The following is a 21,351-nucleotide window of genomic DNA, read 5'->3' as shown; positions in this document are numbered from 1 at the left end:
GGAGAAACGTATGATCGCAACGAAACATCTACCCATGCTGCTTATGATCCTATTTCTCCCGGGATGTTTGCTAGGGCCGGACTATCAGCAGCCGGACCTTAATGTCCCGGAAGACTGGAACAGGATGACCCTGGAAAGCTCATCCTCTCAGCTTCCCATTACGGTAGGACAGGTGCCGGAGGCCGAGTGGTGGCGAATGTTTGGCAATGATGAATTGAATGGATTGATTGAACAGGCTTTGGATCGTAACCATGATCTCCGACAAGCGGCGTTTCGGGTACTGGAGGCGCACGCGATTGCCTATGGGTCAGGAGCCGGGCTTTATCCCAATGTGTCCTTGAATGGATCGTATAGCCGAATTCGTCGATCGGAAAGCATTTTGGTCGGTCCAACAGGAGGGGCTCCTGAAGGGTTCGCGCCACCGGGTGCCAATTTTGATATTTGGCGTGCGGACATCGATCTTCGATGGGAACTGGATTTATGGGGTCGGATTCGACGCGGGAAGGAGGCCTTTACTGCAGAAGCGTTGGGGAGCGAAATGAATCGCCGCGGTCTGTTGTTGAGCCTGGTCGGTGAGGTGGGAGATTCCTATTTCCGGCTTCGTGAACTCGACGAACAAGTGGAAATTGCGGAACGGAACTTGGCCCTTCAACAAGACTCACTGTCGATCATCCGGAGCCGTGCGCAGGCCGGTCTGGTATCTGACCTGGATGTGAAACGAGAGGAAACCCTTGTGGCTCAAACGGCCTCGCAAATTCCCGAGTTTCGGCGTCAACGGGCTGTTCAACTGCATCAACTCGAAGTGTTGACCGGGGCCAATCCTGGGACGCTGGTGTTGTCCTCCAAGCCCCTTCGGTCCGTGATGGCGCAACCAACGATCCCTGTCGGTCTGCCTTCAGATCTCTTGCAACGGCGCCCGGATATTTTGGAAAAGGAAGAAATCTTAAAAGCCGCCAATGCTCGAATTGGGGAAGCCCGCGCCTACTTTTTCCCCAGTGTGGCCATCACGGGAAACGGAGGGTTTCTCACCAGCGAATTCGATCAATGGTTCAAATGGGGCAGCCGCAACATGGCGATCGGTCCCTCGGTTACCCTTCCGATCTTTGAAGGCTATACCAATTTGGCCAGATTAGAGGTGGCGGAAAACCGGTATCAACAAATGTTGGAAGACTACCATCAAACCATTCTGAATGCGTTTAGGGAAGTGGCTGATGTGCTGGTTGCCCTACAAACGCGCAAAGAGCAACTGGTCAGTCAACATCAACATGTGGCAGCGGCCCGGGAATCGCTGGAGCTGGCGGACATCCGGTATCGCAAGGGATTGGTTAGCTATATCGACGTCATAGATGCTCAGCGCATTGTGCTCGATGCAGAATTGGGAGTGGTCCAAACCGAGCGGGAACGTCTCACGGCTATGGTGGATTTGTTCAAAGCCGTAGGCGGCGGTTGGGAGCAGGAACAACTGGCTCAAGTGAAGCCATAATAGTGGATCCAGTGTGAGCCTCTCCCGTCAAGTATTTCCGAAAAGGTTTTTTCAACCCGTCATCCCCTTTTTCGATATCCTATCCCTTGGTTCTTTTTCCTTATTACTCTTTTCCTACTGTCACGCTGAGCTGAAGGTGTTGTTTCTCGTCTAGCGGAAGTTAGGGGGTTTGGGCACAGATCTTTCGTTTCTCTCAGGATGACACCCTGGCGGCTGGGGATGGTGTGCTTTGTTTAGAAAGGCCGAGGGAAGTCAGGAAAATAAAGTACGGGCATCGCCTACCAAGCGTTTTCTAAAATGCTGGTAGTCATTCTGGCCCGTGGTGAATCGGAATTTCTGTTGTATGTTCCCGCCCTTTTATCGTCGGATCATAACCCGGTTTCTTTCTTCATTTTTTTTGCATGATAGTTTGCTTGGGTAAGGGCCTCGACGGACATTTGCCGAAATTTATCTCTTCATTTCTAACCTCTCCCACCTTAATGTTTCCTTCAAGACCTTTCATGTCGATGATTCCTCAATGGTCCCTCCGCGCTTCACTGTGGTGACGGAGCAAAGGGTAGGAATTACTCGACGGATTTGCTGTAATGGGCTTCCGTCCTCTTTGGATGGGGCAAACGAATGGAACACATATTGGTATCGTCGAAATGATAATGAACCGCTTGTTCCGCCGGAATGATTCGGGGGTCATGCTAACAACATCATGTGAGGAATGAACAATGAAGCGTCTTGTCGTGCATGGACAACCTGAGCCGCTCGAACTGAAATCCGCAACTCCCGATTTTCCTGCCAATCTGAAGGACCTGGTCACCCTGAAACATAGTGCCAGGGTCCAACGGGCTCGCGCGGGCCAACCACCTCTGGAATTTGATGATTTGAGCCCGAACGATCTCATCCAATTGGAGCTGGATCAGGGATTGAAATTGTGGGTCCGGGTGGATGATCTGGAAAGGGATTTTGGATTGACTCCCAGCCGTGGGCCTGCCGGTGACGTGGTCGAACTTCCCAGCGTGTTGCCTATTGGGGCCTCCAGTCGGGGTATCGTCGGAAATTGGGTGATAAAAGGTTTCAAAGTGTTTGGCCTGGACCCCGTGGGCGCAACCACAGACTTGATTAAGGATAAAGTTGAGGGTGTGTTGAAGCCGGGCCCGGGTCTCTATCGGTGGGAAGGAAAAGAGTCGTCTGATTACACACGGATCAAATCCCTGGAAAAGGAAAAGACAGATAAACCGTGGCTGGTCTTCATTCATGGAACCGCCTCTTCGACCGAGGGCAGTTTCGGCGGACTCTGGGATGGAGGCGCCAATGCCCGTATGGTGCAACTCCTTGGGCATTACCCCAAACGTGTGCTGGCCTTCCAACATCGAACGCTTTCTCAGAATCCCATTCAAAATGCGTTGGAACTTGCCGGGTATTTTCCCGAAGGGGCTCGTCTGCACCTGGTCTCGCATTCCCGTGGTGGACTCGTGGGGGAATTGCTGTGTCGTAGCATCATGGAGGGCCGATTTCCCTTTGATCAGGATGATCTCGAGGTCTTTGCCCAACCGGATCGAAAGGCCGATCTGAAGCAGTTGGAGCAACTCGGTCATCTGCTCCAGCAAAAACAATTGATCATTGAGCGGTTTGTCCGGGTGGGATGTCCAGCCCGCGGCACCACGTTGGCGAGTGGCCGTTTGGATCGGTATTTGTCGATTATCCTGAACGTGGTTGGGGCGATCCCTGGACTGAAGGGCAACCCGGTGCTTGAGGGACTTTCCGCATTCCTGCTGGGCGTGGTGAAAAACCGGACCAAACCGGAAGAGTTGCCCGGGTTGGAAGCGCAGATGCCGGATTCGCCATTGGTTCGCATCCTCAATCGACCGGGAGTGCGGTCGATGGCTGACCTGCATATTTTAGGCGGGGATGTGGCCGGAGAAGGGGTGCTGGGGCGACTCAAAACCTTCGTGACGGACTTATTCTATCGGGAAGATCATGATCTGGTCGTGAATACCCCGGCGATGTTCGGCGGGACAGAGCGGACAGGGGAGGTGCAGTATTGGATCGACACCGGAAAGGAGGTGGATCATTTCCATTATTTCCGTAATCCCGATACGGCGAATCGGCTGATGCAGGCTCTCACCAAGGACGTGCCCCATTCCCTCTTTCACCGACTGGAGCGCGAGCCGTCCGAAGTGACCGAAGATGATTACCGCAAACGCGCTGTCGGATCCCCACAGCCTGTTGTTTATGTCCTGCCCGGCACCATGGGCAGTCAACTCAAGGTGGGAAAGGATCGAGTCTGGTTGGATAAGTTGGATTTAGCTTTCGGAGGTCTGAAAAAGCTGAAGCATACCGCGAAAATTGTCGTGGCTGATCAACCTATCGGGAGTGGCTATAAGGACCTCATTAAATATTTGGCCAATTCACATACGGTTAAACCCTTTGCTTATGATTGGCGAAAATCGCTGGTCGAACTTGCTGACCGGTTTCGAAAGGATTTAGAAGAAACGGTCAAGGCACAGGAAGCTGTGGGACAACCGGTACGGATCGTCGCGCACTCCATGGGCGGGTTGGTGGTGCGGGTCATGATGGCGACGGAAGAGGGAAAAAAGGTGTGGGATCGCATGTGCCAGCATCCCGGTTCCCGGTTCATCATGCTGGGCACCCCCAATGGGGGGTCGCACGCCATCACCGGAATGCTCATGGGGCGTGATCCACTGGTACGAATGTTGGACCTTCTGGATATTACGAATTCCCAAACGACTCTTTTGGGATTTATTTCCAGATTTGATGGAGTTCTGCAGCTTCTCCCGCATAACGGGTCCCTTGATGTCTATCAATCGGAAACCTGGAAATCACTCCTGGAGCATGACCGGGATCGGGCGCGAGGGTTATTCGGGGCAAAGGTGGCAACCTCACAAACCGCAGGAATTGAGTGGCCCGTGCCGGATGCTGAGCAACTGGCTGAAGCCTTCAAGGTTCAGCAACTTCTTCAGGCCAGCCCGATTGACTCTCAACGGATGCTCTATGTTGCGGGGCGAGCGGATGCGACACCGTGTGATGTCTCCATTGACCTCTCGGCCCCAGCCACGCGGCGGGTAAGGATCGATGCGACCTCCTTTGGGGATGGGCGGGTTCCCTGGGATACCGGCATTCCCGAAGCACTCAAACACCAGGCGTATTATGTGGACATTGAGCATGGTGATCTGGCCAATGCTCCGGAACACTTTGATGGCCTGCTTGATTTATTGAATGCCGGAGTCACCACGAAGTTGTCCCAAGTGCCTCCTGTTCGTCGGGGGGTGTCCGTTGTCCCCTTTGAGCTCCCCGAGGTTCGGCTCGAAATGTATCCCAGCGAGGAGGATCTCATTGCGTCCGCCCTGGGCTCGGCTCGCGTCAAAAAGAAACGCCAGCCTACCCGGAAAATTACCGTGACCATGGTCCATGGCAATTTGTCCCGCGCCTCGTCTCCTGTGGCGGTGGGGCATTATGAAGGAGACACGATTGTCAGTGCCGAGGCCTATCTTGACCGGCAACTCAATGGTCGATTGCGTGAACGACAGTGCTTGGGTCTCTATCCGGATAAACTCAATACTTCTGCCGTGGTACTAAACGATGGGGATTGTCATCAGGGAAGAACGCATCCAGGGGCCATAGTGGTGGGGTTGGGCATGGTTGGAGATTTAACTCCGGGAGGGTTAACGAGCACCATGGCCGATGCGATGGTCAACTATGCGCTTACATGTATCGAGGTCGAGCGGGAACGCCGCCGCGCCACGACGGTGGATGGTTCGTGCGGTCCAAAACTGAAAATCCCTCTGACTATGTTGCTGATTGGGACGGGTGCGGGAGGCCTGTCCCTGGTTGATTCCCTCCAATCGCTTCTTCGTGGAATTCTTCAGGCTAATCGGCGTTTGGACCGACTGGAACGGACGGAGACACTTGAATCTGAAAAGCCGTCCGCAGATTCCGAGCGTCTCACAGGCTCCATTGAGTCGGTCGAGATACTTGAGTTGTATCAGGATCTGGCCATTCAAGCCACGAAGTCACTACTGGAACTGGGACGATCACAGGATTTTCGTGAACATCTGCATATCCATGAAGTCATGGTCGAGGGAGTTGAGGGGCGTCGTCGTGCCTCATTTGATGAAGAGGCGGGGTGGTGGCAACGATTGCGCATTGCCACCCAAAATGACGGCTCCTTGAAATTTGAAGCCCTCACCAATCGTGCGCGGGCGGAAACCTATTTGCAGCCGGCACAACGCAAACTCATTGAACGGTTTTTGGAACGAGCCATGGCTACCACCCAGAATGATCTGGAATTATCCAGCACCCTGTTTGAGCTCATCATTCCGAATCGGATGAAAGAATATGCTCCGGACCGTCGAAGTATGGTGCTGGTGTTGGATGAAAAGTCGGCGGCCTATCCTTGGGAATTATTGCACAATCGGTTTGATCCCAACTCGCGTCCTCTCGCTGTGGAAGCCGGGATGGTGCGGCAAATGGCGGTTCCACAATTCCGTGAAAAAGTTCTCCATGGAACAGCTCTCAATGCGCTCGTCATTGGGGACCCCACCAGTCACGAATCTTCAGGAAAATTTTCTCCTTTGCCGGGTGCCGCGGCCGAAGCGCGGGAAGTGGCGCAACTCATTCGTCACCAGGAGTACCGTGATGTCGTGGAACTCGTGGAGGGTGAAGCGACACCGGATGCGATTCTGGCTGCCCTGTATCAACAGCCCTATCGCATTGTGCATTGTGCGGCGCATGGCGTCTTTGAATTCCCATTAGAAGAGGAGGCTGCCAAGTCCGGGGCGACAGTTACCAAAACGGAATCTTATACGAAACCAAAAACGGTCACGGGGATGGTCTTGGGGGAAGGCCTGTTTTTGACACCGGCCGAAATTGACCAAATGCGGTATGTGCCCGAATTGGTATTTTTGAATTGCTGCCATCTGGGACAAACCAAAGGCAGTGCTGAACAAGCGAACATTCCGTTTCATCAACTCGCCTCAAACCTGGGGACTCAGCTGATTTGTATGGGCGTGCGGGCGGTGGTTGCGGCAGGTTGGGCAGTGGACGACCTTGCCGCCAAAACCTTTGCCAGGAAATTCTATGAAGAGATGTTCCGAAATCGAACATTCGGTGATGCCGTGCGGCTGGCGCGTGAGGAGATCTTTCTTCGCCAGGGCGGATCCAATACGTGGGGAGCGTACCAATGTTATGGGGACCCGGATTTTGCGTTAACGATCGGAGCGAAAAGCATGGGTAGGCAACGCCGGATGGTGGCTCCTGTCGAATTGCGAGTGGAATTGTACAATCTGGTTCAAGAGGCCAAAACAGCCGAGCCGAAAGATGAGCCCCGGTTGCGACGCCGATTGCAAGAATTGTCTGCCGGTGTTGGACAAGGGTGGACGGAGTCCGCGGCCATGTGTGCGGCGCTGGGGTTGGCCTATGGAGAATTGGGCCTCTTTGCGGAGGCGGTCGGATTCTATGATCGAGGGAGAACGCTGCAACCGGCCGATGCGACGGTGGAATCGCTGGAACAGTTAGCCAACCTGAAAGTCCGGTGGGCAGTCGATCGCCTTGAAAGCCAGGGAAATGTAAAAACACAGAAGCTCGACTCCCTGGAAAAGGAATTCCCGATCACGGACCTGTTTAGGGATGCGGAAAAAATTCTTGCTGGCCTTCTCACGATTCAACACACACAAGAGCGGTATGCGCTCAAAGGGAAGCTCTACAAAGGAAAAGCCATGCTCCTCACCAAGAAGGGGGAGCAACGGAAAGCCTTACTGGAAATGAAGAATTGTTATGCGGAGGGCTACAAAAGCGGCAAAGCGGCAAAGCGAAACGATGTGTATTATCCCTTGGGCAATCGACTGGCGGCTGAGATTGTGCTCTCGTGGGATAAGTCTAAAGGGCGGTCAACTCGACGCGGGAAGGTAAAAGGATCTGATTCTGTCGCAGAGGGGCTTGCCGAATTATCAACCTATGCACAAGAGTTAATCGGAAAAGGACAATCTTTTTGGGATATGAGTCTGACCCCGGATCACAAACTGCTCGAGGCATTATATGCACAGCGTCTGACAGCCAACGATCAAAAGGAAATTCTCGGTGGATATCTTGAGGCCAAACGACTGGGAGGTTCAGCCAGAGAAATACATTCTGTGATCAACAATATCAAGTTCTTTGAATTGATGGTTGCCACTCAGGCCCCTCTCAAAATTCGTCAACAGCTGATCTTTGGACTGAAAACATTACATGAGAGTCTTATGTCGGATAGTGGTGCAAAGGGCGAGCCTGAATAGTAATGATGTGTTCAGATGAAGGTGATCGCCTCTAGTGCTTCCTTTGGAAATTGCCCAATGCACCATCTGTTATCTCGACCGCCATTGGACCCTTCTACCTACCCGTCTCGATTAGCCGGATCTGGTTTGGACGGTCGGTCCTTGCGTTTTTGACCGCTGTGTGTAGGGGCTTTGGATACTCTACAGACAATGGAGTACTGGAGGTCTGGTCACAGTCTATCCGGGTGTCCCGGCTTGTAAGTCCTGTAGAGCGTGCTCCCGCATATCAGACAGACTGATGCCGCTTTTAAAAGAACATCCGCTTGAGAAGAATAGGTTCTGTATCCATGTAATGATCCGGTTTCTCGATTCCTCCAACTTCTTTTCACGCTTCGATCAAGGTTTTCCGCTAGATTCATTTTTCCGTCCGCGGTAGACTCCTCGTTATCTTCGAGAGGGATGTCCAATCGAATGCACTTTAAGGAAGAGCTTCCCTGAAAATGTGGAGGAGTTGTTAGCCATGAAAAAGGGTGGATTTGGATTATTCCTGATTCTGATTTTCATCGCTGGGTTCCCATCGTTACCCTGGGCTCAACTGGATATTCAATATCAATCCCGCAGTCAGGATCATTTAGGCAGTTGGAAGGAAGGCGTCAAACCGAAGCCGGTTTCGGGATTGACTATCGAATTGATTTCAGCTTTGGCCGATTACCAGGAACTGGTTTCCTCTGACAATTTTCCGAATGCAGTGAAGCTTCAATTTTATTTAGATGATGAGCATGCGGTGTATCTGACCGTCCGGGAACTGGATTATCGCACCTACTATTGGTTGGATAAGGTGGAGCCTGCCCGGGTCTGGGAAAAAGGGTTTCAGAATGTCTTTGCCTGGCCGACCGATCCTGTTCTGCAACACCTGACTCCCAAACTCGGTCTCTATGAATTGGGGGCACTGGTTCGCCTTGATGCCGAGTCGACTTCCAGCATAGAGCGAGTGGCCCCTGCAGTGCTCTATCACAAGGATGCGCCATCGAGAATTGAAGGGTATTTCTTTACCTTAAAAACCGGAGAGGATGCGAGACTTCTGGCCTCCATTACCCACAAGGCTTCCGGCAAGGAAGTTGAGAGGCAACTCTTCAGGAGAAAACGTGCCGGTCTTCCCTTTACGATTCATTGGGAGGCCGAAGATGCAGAGCCCGGCTCCTACAAACTGGACATCAGTGGGTTTTCTCTATCCTCCAATCAACCCATTTCCAAAGAGATTCATTTCTACCATCAGCCAATCGTGAACCCGTAAATGGAGGTCCCCCCTTCAGTCATGAAGGACGTGTTCATCAGTTACGCCAGCGAGGATCGACCCTTGGCCCAACAATTGGCTGCATCCTTGGAGCAATCAGGGATGTCGGTTTGGTGGGATCGCCAGATTCAGGTGGGAAGCGAGTGGGATAAAACGATTGAAGACGCGTTGGCTTCGGCGAAATGCGTAGTGGTGTTATGGACCGCTCACGCTAAAGATTCCCGGTGGGTGCGGGCAGAGGCTCGGGAAGCTCTGAATACGGAAAAGGTCGTACCGGTCATGTTGGAGACCAATGCCATTCCATTGGCATTTACCGGGATTCAGGCCTTGTGCTTTCTTGGGTGGGCAGGCACGGCCGGATCCAAGGAATTTGAAATTCTCCTTTCTGTCATCCGTGGGAAATTAGAGGGAAAGCCTATTGAACTCCCTGAGGCCTCTTCCACCCAACCTTCTCTGCTCGGAAAATTGGTCGCTCTTTTTGGAGTCAAGGCCGGGGTGGGAGGGGTTCTTGCCATCCTGCTGATCGGCAGTTCCTTTGTGCGAGTCGATCCGGATATTTCGGTGCATGTGGAAACCACCCGTATGGAATTTAGCGTGGCGCCGGGTATGGATGATAAACGACTGACGGATATGATGACCTTTGAGACCCTGACCATTGAAAATATCGGGAAACTCGCTATCAGTCCAGACCGGCTGTTGGTTGCGGACCCGGCTGAATATGATATGGAGTCGGATAGTTATCCGCCGAAAGCCTGGTTCGATATCCCCGTCAATGGGCGAACCGTGCAGTTTGATGTGGGCAGCTCTGGTATGGCCTCGGAAATTACCATTGAACCCACGGATCATCAGGAGGCCGTTGCGGGGCAACTCGATGGTATCGTGCTGACCGACGAGACGGTCGTCACGATGCAGGTTTCCAATGATAATGCGGTCACTTTGGCATTCCGAAAGAAAGAGGGGCCACAGCGAGTGGTGGTGTCCCGCATACATGCCGTCCAATTCATTCAAATCGGATTACAAGCGCCGCCCGAACTTTCCATTCCTTTTCCCCAGGATCAGGAGCTGACCTATCACATCATTTTTGAGAAGAAGCCGGGAACGATGGAACTGTTTGGGCAGGATGAGTCTCTGGTTCTGGTGATGAAAGAAAAGGAAATCACAGGCAAGAAACCGATTTCCAGTTCAGTCTTGCCGATACAATCCATAGACTTTTCCTCGCAGGATCCTGGGACTGGTGAACGCAAACCGCCGGAGGGATTTGCAGGAACGGTGGAATATGTGAGTCCCGAAGGAATGCCCGCGGTGCCGATGGGAACCAATGCGTTTCTGGCCTTGGACCATCTGGACCATTTTGAGATCACTTCAATCAGCATAGATCCGATCGGCCATAAATTGGTGGTGGATCTGAAGGGCAAAGCCGGCTATGTCAAAACAGGCACTCCTGACAACCCACAGAATCTTCGGCCGACCCTCTTCGATCACATCCGGTACAGCCCTGTATTCGAACCAGTCAGGAAATTAATCGGGCTTTAGGTGGAATTCCTGGACGGAAAAAGTGAACAAAGGACAGATAGTATGAACTGATGAAATTAAAAGTCTCACCAATGAATCCTCATTGCGGTGTTATGGAAGGGAGATTCAGGAAAGTTTAGGCAGGGACATCCAGATGATTACGTTTGCCGATTTTTCTCTGAACGAGCTCTATGGGTGGGCTTGGCTTCATGTGATAGTTGTGACAAGATGGTTGCAAATGAGGATCTCATACACAGGGTAAAGGATTTGACGATGGTATCCATCCATTCTCTGGTTGTCTTCCTTGTTGCTATGTTGGGCATGGTCCCATCGGCGTGGGCGGATGTGGATATCGACATGCTGAAAAAAGGGGTGGTCAAGGTTACGGCCCAATTCCCCAACAGGCAAAAGGTTGGAACCGGCTTTGTGGCCGGAGAGGGCAAAAAACATGTGTTTATTGTGACCGCATCACATGTGATTGAGGGAGAGGCTGAAGTCCCTCAGTCGATCACCGTGACTTTTTTTTCTCATCAAGAAGAACCGTTGGTTGCTGAAGTGATCAACAAAGAAGGCGGGGATCCCAGAGGGTTGGCCCTGTTGAAAGTGGGCGGAGATCTCCCCGATGACGTGCAGATTTTAGAGTGGGATACCCAGAGTCAATTGCATGGGGGCGAGGAAGTGCGGGTAATCGGATTTCCCCAGGTTGGAGGCAATCCATGGGCGGTGACCCGGGGGACTCTGTCTGGGTTTGACGGTCCCATTCTTAAATTTTCTGGTGCGGTTGAAGAAGGGAACTCTGGAGGACCATTGCTCTACCGGGGAAAAGTCATCGGTGTCATTGTGGAAATCATCCGGCAGTTTGGTAATGCCAAGCCCTCTCAAATTGCCCAATTCACGGTTGATAATTGGCCGGGGTTTAGCCGTCAAGTCAGGATTGAACCGCAAAATATTTCACCGGGGAGCACCACAGATACCGGTGATTCGGCTGGAAAAAGGTTGGCCGCGTTGGTTATCACCACTGTTCCCAAGGATGCGGAGGTATTTGTCGACGATGAACTTGTCGGAAACACGACACAGGGATCAGTCGTCGTGGGTCAATTATCTCCCGATGAATACGAGGTGGCAATCAAAAAGAAAGGCTATCGACCTTGGACCAAGAGTGTCGAACTTCTTCCCGGCGAACGTCGGGAGTTGAATGCGACCCTCCAGAAAGGGGCCGTGGTTGATGTGACGGGCATCTGGAAAAATCCTAATGAACCGACCGTGTCCTATGTCCTGCAACAAATTGGAGATCGGGTGGTCATGAGAGAGGTGACCACCAGTGTGTTGGGAACCATGGTGACCGCGGAGGGAGAAGGACAATTGCAAGGCAACCAATTATCCATTTTCTATCGGACCGTGTTGGGAACGATGGGCCAATCTGCAACCACGATGTCCGATGATGGGAGAACCTTAACCGGGACCTTTCAGGATTTTTCCAATATGATTCCTATGACTCTCTCGTTGGTTCGAACGGCAGATTCTCCCGCCTCCTTTGGTTTACCAGGCAATGATGCGTGGAACGCCATTCAGGGTTTTGGGCAGTAAGCACTATTCGTTTTCGTGCATTTCTTTTCACTCATCGTGCAAACATGTGTATGTGCTCGGGTCCCAACTGTACAACCGACTAGAGGGTGTTACGTTCTACCTGAAAGAGGACTTTCTCCACGATTACTCGACAGGGATTTCAGATGAAATCGTTGGTCATCGGTGGAACCGGTCAACTTGGAGCGAATTTAGTTCGGGTGCTACTTGAGCGTGGGGACCAGGTTCGTGTGTTGCATCGATTCACCAGTAACACCTTCACGATTGATGGGCTGAATGTTGAGCGTGTGGTGGGTGATCTCAATGATGGAGAGTCCTTGCGCCTGGGCTGTGAGGGCAGGGATGTGGTCTATCACACCGCCGGGTATTATCCGTCTGGGACGATTCCGGTTGAGGTGGCCAAAGGGCAGGCTCTGAAAGAAACGGCACTGGTGTTAGAGGCTGTCCGTGCGGCCAGGGTGGACCGGTTCGTTTTTGCCAGTACGCTCACGACTGTGGGATTTCCCAAAACGGTCGGCCATCCAGCCAATGAAACCTGTCAATTTTCAACCCGATATACGAACAATCCGTATCTCATGGCCAAGGCCGCCATGGAAGAAAAGATTCTGCAATCGGTTCACCACGGTATTCCCGCAGTGGTGGTGATTCCGACAGAGTTTTTCGGCCCCTACGATCAGCAACCGACAAGCGGCACTCATATTCTTATGGTCGCGAAGGGGCGGATGCCGGTGTATGTCCCCGGTCGGGTAAATATTATTGATGTGCGGGATGTGGCCGTGGCTATGATCAGGGCGGCAGAGCGCGGTCGTGTCGGGGAACGCTATCTGGTGGGTAACTGGAATACGACACAAAAAGACTTGAATGAACTCATTGCGCAGGAGGTTGGAGTGCCGCCTCCTTTCTTTCCGGTTCCATTGGCTCTCGCTCGTTGGGGAGCAAAAGTCGGGGAGTGGGTTTCACGTTCTCTCTTACGCCGCCCCCCCTTTGTGTCTGCCTTTTTTGTCGAAGTGATGGCGCACATGCAGCATTACGATTGCTCAAAAGCTCTGCGAGAATTGGATTATCCGCGGAGTGGCCCCCAAGGGGCAATTGAGGATGCCGTTATCTGGTTTCGGGAAAATGGGTACCTTTAGGGTAAAAATTTTCATTTCCATGGTTAGACATTGGATGGGCCAATTGTGATTGCAGGGCTCTTCACTTGATCCAATGGCCAAGGGTCTGAGCCCGCGTTGAAGTGCCACGGCTGTGCGAGATCCCTCGGTTCCCTCAGGATGACAACTCTATCACGGTTTGTTCTCATTATTGCTTGCTCAGCATTCATGATGCAGGTTCTGATAAATGCAGTGAAGATGTTTGTACCGGTCGTGAGTCTGTGGCATGTTCCGATGGGTTACCTCTCCTCTCGGCCCACTTTTGTTTTGGCGGTGGAGAGCCAGCGTGTAAAAGCGAAACTCGGCCCGCCTGAGAGGAGATCTTGCCGGAAGAGTCTTGAGGAGTCGAACGTGATGAGAAATTGAGAATGCCGTTGTCCGCAGGAAATGTGACCTTCAGTAACTGGAGAAAAAGCAACGGGCGGTCGCTTTCAAGCAGTACCACCTGATTCTTCTTCGGCCTTATGTAAGACTTGTGAAAAACGACCTCCGACAAGGGTGGTGACTTTTCCCATCACTTCGGTCAGCTCTTTCCACTCTTCAGGTTTCAACTCTTCTTTGAGATTCGGATGGAGTCCCCATTTAGCACTGACCTGCTTGCCATCCCGTTGAATCACGACATAGAGAATTTCTGTTTCCTGGGAATCGTTTGCTGCTGCTGCTGTTGTCGTTTCCGAACTGCTTTGTGCCATGCATGTTCCCCCTCTTAAGAATATGTTGAGCCGATTGTACTGCATTGCCCTGTTCCCTGTAACCACCCATCATCCCTCATGTTGACCATCGCTCCGCGTTTGTGTGACTTTTGGCGGTAGGGTACATTCTTTCATGGGGAGACGGTCTGCCCATTGCTGATTTTTGCAGGAAAAATGCGAAGTTTTGAAATGGCAGTGTTTGGTGAGCTGACCATGCGGGTGTTCACTTTTTTATGGGGGTAGTCTGATATGGAATTACAACGGCCCAAGTTTTGGGACAATATCAATATGAACGATCTGGCCAGGAATTTTTTTGAAGGTCTGTTAATCCTGGTGCCGGTAGTGACGACGTTGTATGTGGCGTGGTTGGTACTTCAAACAATTGATGGCTGGTTAAATATCCCCATACCGGGTGTGGGATTTCTGATCACGGTCGGGTTAATCACCTTAACCGGCCGATATGCGTCCACCGTGTTTGTACAAAAAATGTTGGATATATTGGAACGGGTGTTGGTAAAAGCGCCTTTCGTCAAAATTCTCTATACCTCGCTCAAAGATCTGATTGCCGCGTTTATGGGAGAAAAGCGGCGGTTCGATCAGCCGGTTTTGGTGTCTCTGGTTCCCGGTGGTCATGCCGAAGCGGTAGGCTTTGTGACTCGAACGGATTTGGAATTTCTCGGCCTGCTCGATCATGTGGCCGTCTATTTTCCGCAATCCTATAATTTTGCGGGAAATATCTTGATCTTTCCCAAAGAACAAGTTCATCCATTGGAGGCAGAAAGTGCGGATGTCATGGCATTTATTGTGTCAGGGGGCGTCTCCGGGGGGCAAAATGGGGAAGGGGTTTAGAACTACAGGAAATTTTCTCAGTTAAATGAGGCCGCGGGTGATTTCATTCCCATAAATGAGAGAAAGAAGGCAAATTTTCTGAAGTTACTGCGCACGCACCGCTTGTCATATGTGATGACCTTGAAATATTTATTTTGCCACTCTGTATAGTGGCCCTTTGCACCCGGAGCGAGCCCCGTTGGGGGGCGTGTGCGCCAAGCTAGAATCGCCCGCCGTGGATGAGCGAGTGTGATCCGCGACCTCCATGTTCACATGTCTGAGCAAACGGGCAGATTTAATTCTTTTGGAGAATTTAGCATGGGGATTGGGGAGATACGCATCACCGCATGGATGTGATGGATCGGATGGGTATTTTGAGAAATACGCGACTGGCAGTCTTTATTTATTAGAGGATGATGGGAGATTGATCGTGAACATGATGACCAAAGAGATTGAAGTGGTGAAAATCGGGCTGGGCCTCGTGCTATTGGGATTGATGTTCGGTGTGGGAATGGGAATTCTTTTCGGTATCAATGAAGATATGTATAAAAATTATATTAAACGGGGAATTGAAGCGAATCCCACAGTCCATGATGCCAAAAGTGCGGATAAGATTTGGCGATATGCCCAACGTGCGCACTTCCATGGAACGGGTATTGCGGCCTTTTCACTGGGACTAATCATACTCACCATGTTGTCTGGAATGAAATCCAGATACAAAAAAGCCTCCGCAATTTTTCTTGGCCTCAGCAGTTTGTATCCGCTTTCTTGGCTGACCATGTTTCTTCTGGCCCCCTCCATCGGGCGTGGTCCGGCTCATGAACATTTTCTGACGGAAATTTTCGTGTATACGGGTGTGGGAGGCTTATTAATAGGCGGTGCTCTTCTTTGCGGGAATCTGTTTTTAGGATCATTTCGCGAAGAGACCTCGTAGGCCTTGTTGCGGGAAATATTTCACTCGGCCCAAACCACCCGAATTGGATGGTTAGATGCAAATACCAGCCATCTAGCCTGAAAAAGACCAACCATTCTTTCTCTCAGGCCGAAATAAACTGACGGGAATTTCCCTTCCCCTCCTTTAAATGAGTATCCTAATTAAGATTTTTCCTCGGGAATTTGAAGAGGCCGGTCTCTACTCATCATCTTCTCTTTAGAGCGCTCCAAGCAAATTTCCTCTATACGTGTAAAGAAATCGTGTAGTCTCCGTCGCCGTGTCCAAATAGTATTCTCCCCTGTTTTTCTCTTTTCACCCTGAATCCATGGAAGGCGAGGGAGGATGGGAAGTGTGGATAACGTTTTAACCCCATTTTCCCTTGCTATATGTTCAAAGAGGGGATGTGAGAATTTTACCTAAGGAATTCAAAGTTCGGAGCCCTTAGTCAAGAAATAGGGTTCACGGTAAATTTTGCCCATCACTGAAAGATGAATGGGACCGATAATGAATTGAATCAGAGGTTCATATTGTGGAATAGCTATTCATCTTTTAGAATTAGTATTCAAGGCCGATTAAAACTATTTCGGTAAAAGGCACTGTATGAAAGCGACTCCCAATCCTCGGGCGGAAAGAAAGCAGCGGGAATATGAAGCCCGGCGTGAAGAAATTTTGCTGGCCGCGGAGCGAAAGTTTTCCCAGAACGGGTTTTTCAAAACCAGCATGGCCGAAATCGCTGAGGACGCGCAATTTGCTATGGGGACGGTGTACCGGTTTTTTAAAAGCAAAGAAGACATCTATATCTCTCTGGTGGAAGCCAAGGTGGAGGAATTACTCCGGCTTTTGGAAGAAGCGGCGCACAGCCGTCTCCCGGCCCAGGAGAAGTTACGTGCGGTGATTCAGGTGAAGTTAGCTTTCGCTGATCAAAACCGTGCGTTCTTCCGGATTTATGTCTCTGAATGGAGCGGGTTTGAATGGACGGTGAAAAGCGCATTTGGCGAGCGGGTGTGGAAACGGTACCTGGCACAAATCGATCTCGTTGCGAATCTCATTAAGGAGGGCATCAGGACCGGAGAATTCCGCAAAGTGAATCCCAAAGATACCTCCTTGGCGTTTCATGGCATGTTAAACTCCACCATCTATCTTTGGATTCTCCAGTCCGGCCCCAAAGAATCGCTTGTAGACAAAGGCAAGTGGTTGGGGTCGTTGTTGCTTGACGGCCTCGGGACTTCAACCTTAAAAAGGCCAATGTAAACGTATGACATGTCTGACCAAAAGCTCTATCTGGCTGGTTTTTGCCCTGGTCCTAGGTGTGCAGTGTTTGCAGGGGTGTAGCGAACAGGAGGCGGCCCAGCCGCCAACGGGGCGTCCACCTTCTCCGGTTAAGGTTGTGACCGTTTCGAGCAAGCAGGTTCAGCGATCCGTCTCATTGGTTGGCACAGCGGAGCCACGCAAGCGAAGTCTCGTGGCCAGTGAAGTGGCCGGGCTGGTCAAAGCCTTTCCCGGTAAAGAAGGGCAGTTTGTGAAAAAAGGCCAACTGCTTGCCAGTCTTCGGACAGACACGCTGGACATCCGCCTTGACTCGGCAGTAGCTTCGCATCGTGAAGCCAAAGCCCGCTATGAACAGGCGCAAAAGGATTTGGACCGAATCAAAGTGTTGTTTGCCAAAGAACTGGTGACTCAAAAGGAAATGGATGATGCGGTTGTTGAAGAAAGCGCTTTGGAAAAGCGGCTGATTCAATTAGAAGCGGAAATTCGACTGGTACGCGATCAATTAACCAAATCAAGGGTCATGGCGCCTTTTCCCGGCTGGATCACGAAAGAATATACGGAAATCGGTCAGTGGGTTGAAGAGGGGGGCCCAGTGGTGGAATTGGTGGACCTGTCCCAGGTTGAGGTGCAAGTGCCGCTCCCGGAAGAATATGTGCGGGATGTCAGGGTCGGGGATCCAGTGATGGCGGAGTTCGATGCCCTTCCTGGAGTTGAGGTTGAGGGAACAGTCTTTTCGGTCATCGCGCAAGCCGATCGGTCGGCACGGACATTTCCGGTCAAAGTCGTGTTGGCCAATCCGGAGTTACGCATTAAAAGCGGGATGGTTGCACGGGTGAAGTTAGCGGTGGGCGCTCCTTACCAGGCGGTCGTGATCCCCAAGGATGCTCTGGTGCTCAAAGGGGGAAAGGAATTTGCTTTTATTGTGGCCAACAACACTGTTACGCAGGTAGCGGTGATCCCCGTCGCCCATTTTGAGGACGTGGTAGAAGTACAGGGAGCTATTGAAGAAGGCATGCAGATAGTCGTGGAAGGGAATGAGCGCCTCCTGCCCGGGCAGTCGGTCAGAATTTTAGAGGAGCCCGTAAAAACATGAATCTGGTTCATTCCGCCATCCGTTATCCGGTCAGCACGGCAGTGGGTGTGCTCTTAGTGGTGTTGTTCGGCATTGTGGCGTTGGTGAAGCTCCCGGTTCAATTGGCACCTGATGTGGAAAAGCATGAGGTCACCGTGGATACCGTTTGGCCTGGGGGAAGCCCGCATGAAGTCGAGCGTGAAATCATCGACGAGCAGGAAGAGCAACTCAAAGGCGTCGAAGGACTGGAAAAAATGTTCAGCGAAAGTTCCTACGGTCAGGGAAAAATCATTCTCCGATTTCCCACAGGAACAAACACGGATACTGCCTTACTCCAAGTTTCCAACCGGTTGAATCAGGTCAAGGAATACCCGCTTGAGGCGGATGAACCCGTCATTAGCAGCGCGGATACCCGTGGAGCCGCCATGGCCTGGTTTATTTTAGACACTTTGGAAGGGAATCCCGTCAACATTGAAACCATGCGGGATTTTGCAGAGGATATCATCAAAGCCCGTTTTGAACGGGTCCAGGGTGTTGCGGCTTCGAATGTCTACGGGGGGCGGGAGCGGGAGCTTCGGGTAACGGTCGATCCGGCTAAATTAGCGTCCAGAGCGTTAACCATTATGGACCTGGCTCAAGCGTTAGATCAGGAGAATAGGGACTACAGTGCCGGAGATTTCGATGAGGGTAAACGGTCGTATGTCGTACGTACAGTGGGGGAATACCTCAGTCCCCAGGATGTGGAAAATGTCATCATCGCCCGGCGTGATGGCGCGTCGGTGTATGTGCGGGATGTGGCGACTGCCAATATTGATTACAAGGATCCGACCGTTGTGGTGCGACAAAAAGGCCATCCAGCCATCGCAATCAACGCGATACGGCAGACCGGGGCCAATGTGTTGGAAGCCATGGATGGTCTCCGGGAGGCCGCCAGTGAGCTTAATGAAGAAATTTTGAATGCGCGGGGGTTTCAGTTATTTCAGGTCTATGATGAAACCACTTACATTAACCGATCCCTGACTCTTGTCCAGCAAAATTTGATCGTCGGGAGTATATTGGCGATTTCCATTTTGTATGTATTCCTCCGCACGGGCAGTAGCACCCTGGTGGTCGGTTTGGCCATTCCGATCAGCATGATGGGGACGTTTATTATGCTGTGGGCGTTGGGCCGGAATTTCAATGTCATCAGTTTAGCGGGAATGACGTTTGCTGCCGGGATGTTGGTGGATAACTCCATTGTGGTATTGGAAAATATTTATCGTCATCGGGAATTGGGCAAATCGTTATTCCAAGCGGCATACGATGGCACTGTGGAGGTGTGGGGTGCCGTCTTGGCCAGTACCCTCACGACTATTGCTGTATTTGTTCCCATTGTGTTCATGGAAGAACAATCCGGTCAATTGTTTCGGGATATTGCTATTGCAATTAGTGCAGGAGTGGGGTTGAGCCTTGTGGTCTCAATGACGGTGATTCCATCATTGTCTGCACGAGTGTTAACCACGGTGAAAAAGTCCAAAGGGGAGCAAGCACCCGATACGTGGACTAGCGCAGGATTTGTGGAGGATGGTTCGACGGCCGGACGGCATTCCTGGTTGGATCGTATCAAAGAGGCCCTGGGTTCTTTGGTCTATGGTTTGAGCGGCAGTGTCTTCTGGCGAAGTGTGACGATTCTGGGATTCACCTCTCTTGCGATACTGGGAAGCTGGGCTTTGTTACCGAAGGCGGAGTATCTTCCTCAGGGAAACCGGAATCTTGTCATTGGCATTCTGCTGCCTCCTCCGGGGTATAACACTCACGAATTTGTCAAAATGGGACAGCCGATTGAATCGACCCTCAGCCCCTATTGGGATGCCAAGCCCGGTTCTCTGGAGGAGGCCGCTTTAGATGGCCCCAGTATTGCCAATTTTTTCTATGTGGCACGGGGGCGATCCGTCTTTATGGGCGGTCGAGTGAATGATCCGAGCCGTGTGAAGGAATTGATCCCCCTGTTTCGTCGAGCCACGGCGGATCTTCCGGGTGTGATTGGGATCATCACGCAACGCGGCCTGTTCGAGCGTGGCTTGGGCGAGGGGCGAAATATCGATATTGAGATCACCGGGCCGGAGTTGGACACGCTTGTTCAATTAGGTGTTCAGGTGTTTGGTCAGGTGAAAGGGGTGCTCCCCGAGGCACAGGTCAGACCCATTCCCAGTTTGGATTTGGGAAGTCCGGAAGTCCGGGTCACCGTCAAACGGGATCGTGCGGCCGATGTGCAAATGACGAATCAGGAACTCGGATTTACCATTGATGCCCTCGTCGATGGGGCAAAGGCCAGTGATTACCAATTTGAAGGAGATGAGGTTGATCTTACGATTCGGGGTATCGATAAATATGCCAATCAGACGCAGTCGCTAACTTCGATCCCAATTTATACCAAGGGCGGGCAATTAACCACGGTCGGGAATATTGCTGATATCTCCCTGGTAGCTGGCCCGGAACAAATTAATCATATTGAACGGGAACGATCCATTGTGATTCAGGTGATCCCGCCGGTCGAGATGGCGCTGGAGGAGGCGATGGATGTAATTCGAACGCAAATCCTTGGGCCATTGAAAGAAAGTGGGACGTTAGGGCGTTTATATAATGTCCGCCTGTCGGGGACGGCCGATGATCTTACCGAAACCTATGATGCGCTAAAATGGAATTTTCTGTTGGCCTTTACCATTACCTACCTCCTGATGGCGGCGTTGTTCGAAAGTTTTCTCTATCCTCTGGTCATTATATTTACGGTGCCGTTTGCTGCGGCCGGTGGATTTCTGGGGCTTTCTCTGGTCAACAATTTTATCGCGTATCAACCATTAGATGTGCTGACCATGTTGGGCTTTGTTATCCTCATCGGGGTGGTGGTCAATAATGCCATTCTGGTGGTGCACCAGGCCTTGAATTTCATGAGGGGACCGGAAGAGGGAGATTCGTTTGGAGGAGAATCGGGACAAGGATTACCTCTTCGGGAGGCAATTCGTGAATCCGTCAAAATTCGCGTTCGGCCGATTATGATGACGACACTCACGACGCTCTTTGGTCTTTTTCCGCTTGTGGTCTCATCCGGCGCGGGCTCTGAGCTGTATCGGGGTATCGGAAGTGTGGTGCTGGGTGGCCTCTTGGTCTCCACAGTGTTCACCCTTATTGTTATTCCGGCATTGTTTACCTTGGTCGTTGATACGCAACGTAAGTGGGCAGAGGCCAGAAATCCTCATTTAGCTGAACAGCCGTCGGGGGGCGCTTTGTGACCT

General features: G+C 51.6%; 12 protein-coding genes. 11 read left to right on the top strand and 1 reads right to left on the bottom strand.

Going from position 1 to position 21,351, the window contains the following annotated elements:
* Nucleotides 1-10 precede the first annotated feature (10 nt).
* From PP769_RS01905 to PP769_RS01880, 6 genes are all read left to right on the top strand, one after another.
* The gene (locus tag PP769_RS01905; RefSeq protein WP_312644521.1) at nucleotides 11-1,483 is read left to right on the top strand and encodes an efflux transporter outer membrane subunit; all 1,473 of its coding nucleotides are present in this window, start codon (nucleotides 11-13) and stop codon (nucleotides 1,481-1,483) included.
* Between the two features lie 716 nt (nucleotides 1,484-2,199).
* Nucleotides 2,200-7,764, top strand: coding sequence for a DUF7379 domain-containing protein (locus PP769_RS01900; RefSeq protein WP_312644519.1), 5,565 nt, complete (start codon nucleotides 2,200-2,202; stop codon nucleotides 7,762-7,764).
* A gap of 499 nt (nucleotides 7,765-8,263) precedes the next feature.
* Nucleotides 8,264-9,037, top strand: coding sequence for a hypothetical protein (locus PP769_RS01895; protein ID WP_312644517.1), 774 nt, complete (start codon nucleotides 8,264-8,266; stop codon nucleotides 9,035-9,037).
* 21 nt (nucleotides 9,038-9,058) lie between these two features.
* Nucleotides 9,059-10,570, top strand: coding sequence for a toll/interleukin-1 receptor domain-containing protein (locus PP769_RS01890; protein ID WP_312644515.1), 1,512 nt, complete (start codon nucleotides 9,059-9,061; stop codon nucleotides 10,568-10,570).
* A 252-nt stretch (nucleotides 10,571-10,822) separates the two neighbouring features.
* A complete protein-coding gene (locus tag PP769_RS01885) occupies nucleotides 10,823-12,136 on the top strand; it encodes a trypsin-like peptidase domain-containing protein (protein ID WP_312644513.1) in 1,314 nt (437 codons plus the stop codon).
* Between the two features lie 143 nt (nucleotides 12,137-12,279).
* On the top strand, nucleotides 12,280-13,266 hold the full coding sequence (locus PP769_RS01880) for an NAD-dependent epimerase/dehydratase family protein (RefSeq protein ID WP_312644512.1): 987 nt from the start codon (nucleotides 12,280-12,282) through the stop codon (nucleotides 13,264-13,266).
* A gap of 449 nt (nucleotides 13,267-13,715) precedes the next feature.
* Here the strand turns inward: PP769_RS01880 and PP769_RS01875 are convergent, their stop codons facing one another.
* Nucleotides 13,716-13,976, bottom strand: coding sequence for a hypothetical protein (locus PP769_RS01875; protein ID WP_312644510.1), 261 nt, complete (start codon nucleotides 13,974-13,976; stop codon nucleotides 13,716-13,718).
* A 249-nt stretch (nucleotides 13,977-14,225) separates the two neighbouring features.
* Between PP769_RS01875 and PP769_RS01870 the strand changes: the two genes are divergently transcribed.
* The 5 genes from PP769_RS01870 to PP769_RS01850 all read left to right on the top strand — a co-directional run bounded on the left by PP769_RS01870 (nucleotide 14,226) and on the right by PP769_RS01850 (nucleotide 21,348).
* The gene (locus tag PP769_RS01870) at nucleotides 14,226-14,825 is read left to right on the top strand and encodes a DUF502 domain-containing protein (RefSeq protein WP_312644508.1); all 600 of its coding nucleotides are present in this window, start codon (nucleotides 14,226-14,228) and stop codon (nucleotides 14,823-14,825) included.
* 415 nt (nucleotides 14,826-15,240) lie between these two features.
* Nucleotides 15,241-15,738: a hypothetical protein gene (locus PP769_RS01865; protein WP_312644506.1), complete on the top strand. Its 498-nt coding sequence runs from the start codon at nucleotides 15,241-15,243 to the stop codon at nucleotides 15,736-15,738.
* A 600-nt stretch (nucleotides 15,739-16,338) separates the two neighbouring features.
* Nucleotides 16,339-16,989, top strand: a complete 651-nt coding sequence (locus PP769_RS01860) for a TetR/AcrR family transcriptional regulator (protein WP_312644504.1) — start codon at nucleotides 16,339-16,341, stop codon at nucleotides 16,987-16,989.
* Between the two features lie 4 nt (nucleotides 16,990-16,993).
* On the top strand, nucleotides 16,994-18,100 hold the full coding sequence (locus PP769_RS01855) for an efflux RND transporter periplasmic adaptor subunit (protein ID WP_312644502.1): 1,107 nt from the start codon (nucleotides 16,994-16,996) through the stop codon (nucleotides 18,098-18,100).
* The gene (locus PP769_RS01850) at nucleotides 18,097-21,348 is read left to right on the top strand and encodes an efflux RND transporter permease subunit (protein WP_312644500.1); all 3,252 of its coding nucleotides are present in this window, start codon (nucleotides 18,097-18,099) and stop codon (nucleotides 21,346-21,348) included. The genes PP769_RS01855 and PP769_RS01850 overlap by 4 nt, the downstream gene beginning before the upstream one ends.
* The last annotated feature ends 3 nt before the right edge of the window (nucleotides 21,349-21,351 follow it).

Origin of the sequence: Candidatus Nitrospira allomarina, from assembly GCF_032050975.1 — a bacterium.
GTDB classification, from domain to species: domain Bacteria; phylum Nitrospirota; class Nitrospiria; order Nitrospirales; family UBA8639; genus Nitrospira_E; species Nitrospira_E allomarina.
The sequence above is the reverse complement of the archived record's forward strand: the minus strand, read 5'-3'. Positions and strand labels throughout refer to the sequence as shown.

Excerpts from the sequence above, each read along its gene's own strand:
- PP769_RS01895 (WP_312644517.1), top strand. The coding sequence starts at position 8,264 with ATGAAAAAGGGTGGATTTGGATTATTCCTGATTCTGATTTTCATCGCT.
- PP769_RS01850 (WP_312644500.1), top strand. The coding sequence starts at position 18,097 with ATGAATCTGGTTCATTCCGCCATCCGTTATCCGGTCAGCACGGCAGTG.
- PP769_RS01865 (WP_312644506.1), top strand. The coding sequence starts at position 15,241 with ATGATGACCAAAGAGATTGAAGTGGTGAAAATCGGGCTGGGCCTCGTG.
- PP769_RS01900 (WP_312644519.1), top strand. The coding sequence starts at position 2,200 with ATGAAGCGTCTTGTCGTGCATGGACAACCTGAGCCGCTCGAACTGAAA.
- PP769_RS01885 (WP_312644513.1), top strand. The coding sequence starts at position 10,823 with ATGGTATCCATCCATTCTCTGGTTGTCTTCCTTGTTGCTATGTTGGGC.
- PP769_RS01880 (WP_312644512.1), top strand. The coding sequence starts at position 12,280 with ATGAAATCGTTGGTCATCGGTGGAACCGGTCAACTTGGAGCGAATTTA.
- PP769_RS01855 (WP_312644502.1), top strand. The coding sequence starts at position 16,994 with ATGACATGTCTGACCAAAAGCTCTATCTGGCTGGTTTTTGCCCTGGTC.
- PP769_RS01875 (WP_312644510.1), bottom strand. The coding sequence starts at position 13,976 with ATGGCACAAAGCAGTTCGGAAACGACAACAGCAGCAGCAGCAAACGAT.
- PP769_RS01905 (WP_312644521.1), top strand. The coding sequence starts at position 11 with ATGATCGCAACGAAACATCTACCCATGCTGCTTATGATCCTATTTCTC.
- PP769_RS01870 (WP_312644508.1), top strand. The coding sequence starts at position 14,226 with ATGGAATTACAACGGCCCAAGTTTTGGGACAATATCAATATGAACGAT.
- PP769_RS01860 (WP_312644504.1), top strand. The coding sequence starts at position 16,339 with ATGAAAGCGACTCCCAATCCTCGGGCGGAAAGAAAGCAGCGGGAATAT.
- PP769_RS01890 (WP_312644515.1), top strand. The coding sequence starts at position 9,059 with ATGAAGGACGTGTTCATCAGTTACGCCAGCGAGGATCGACCCTTGGCC.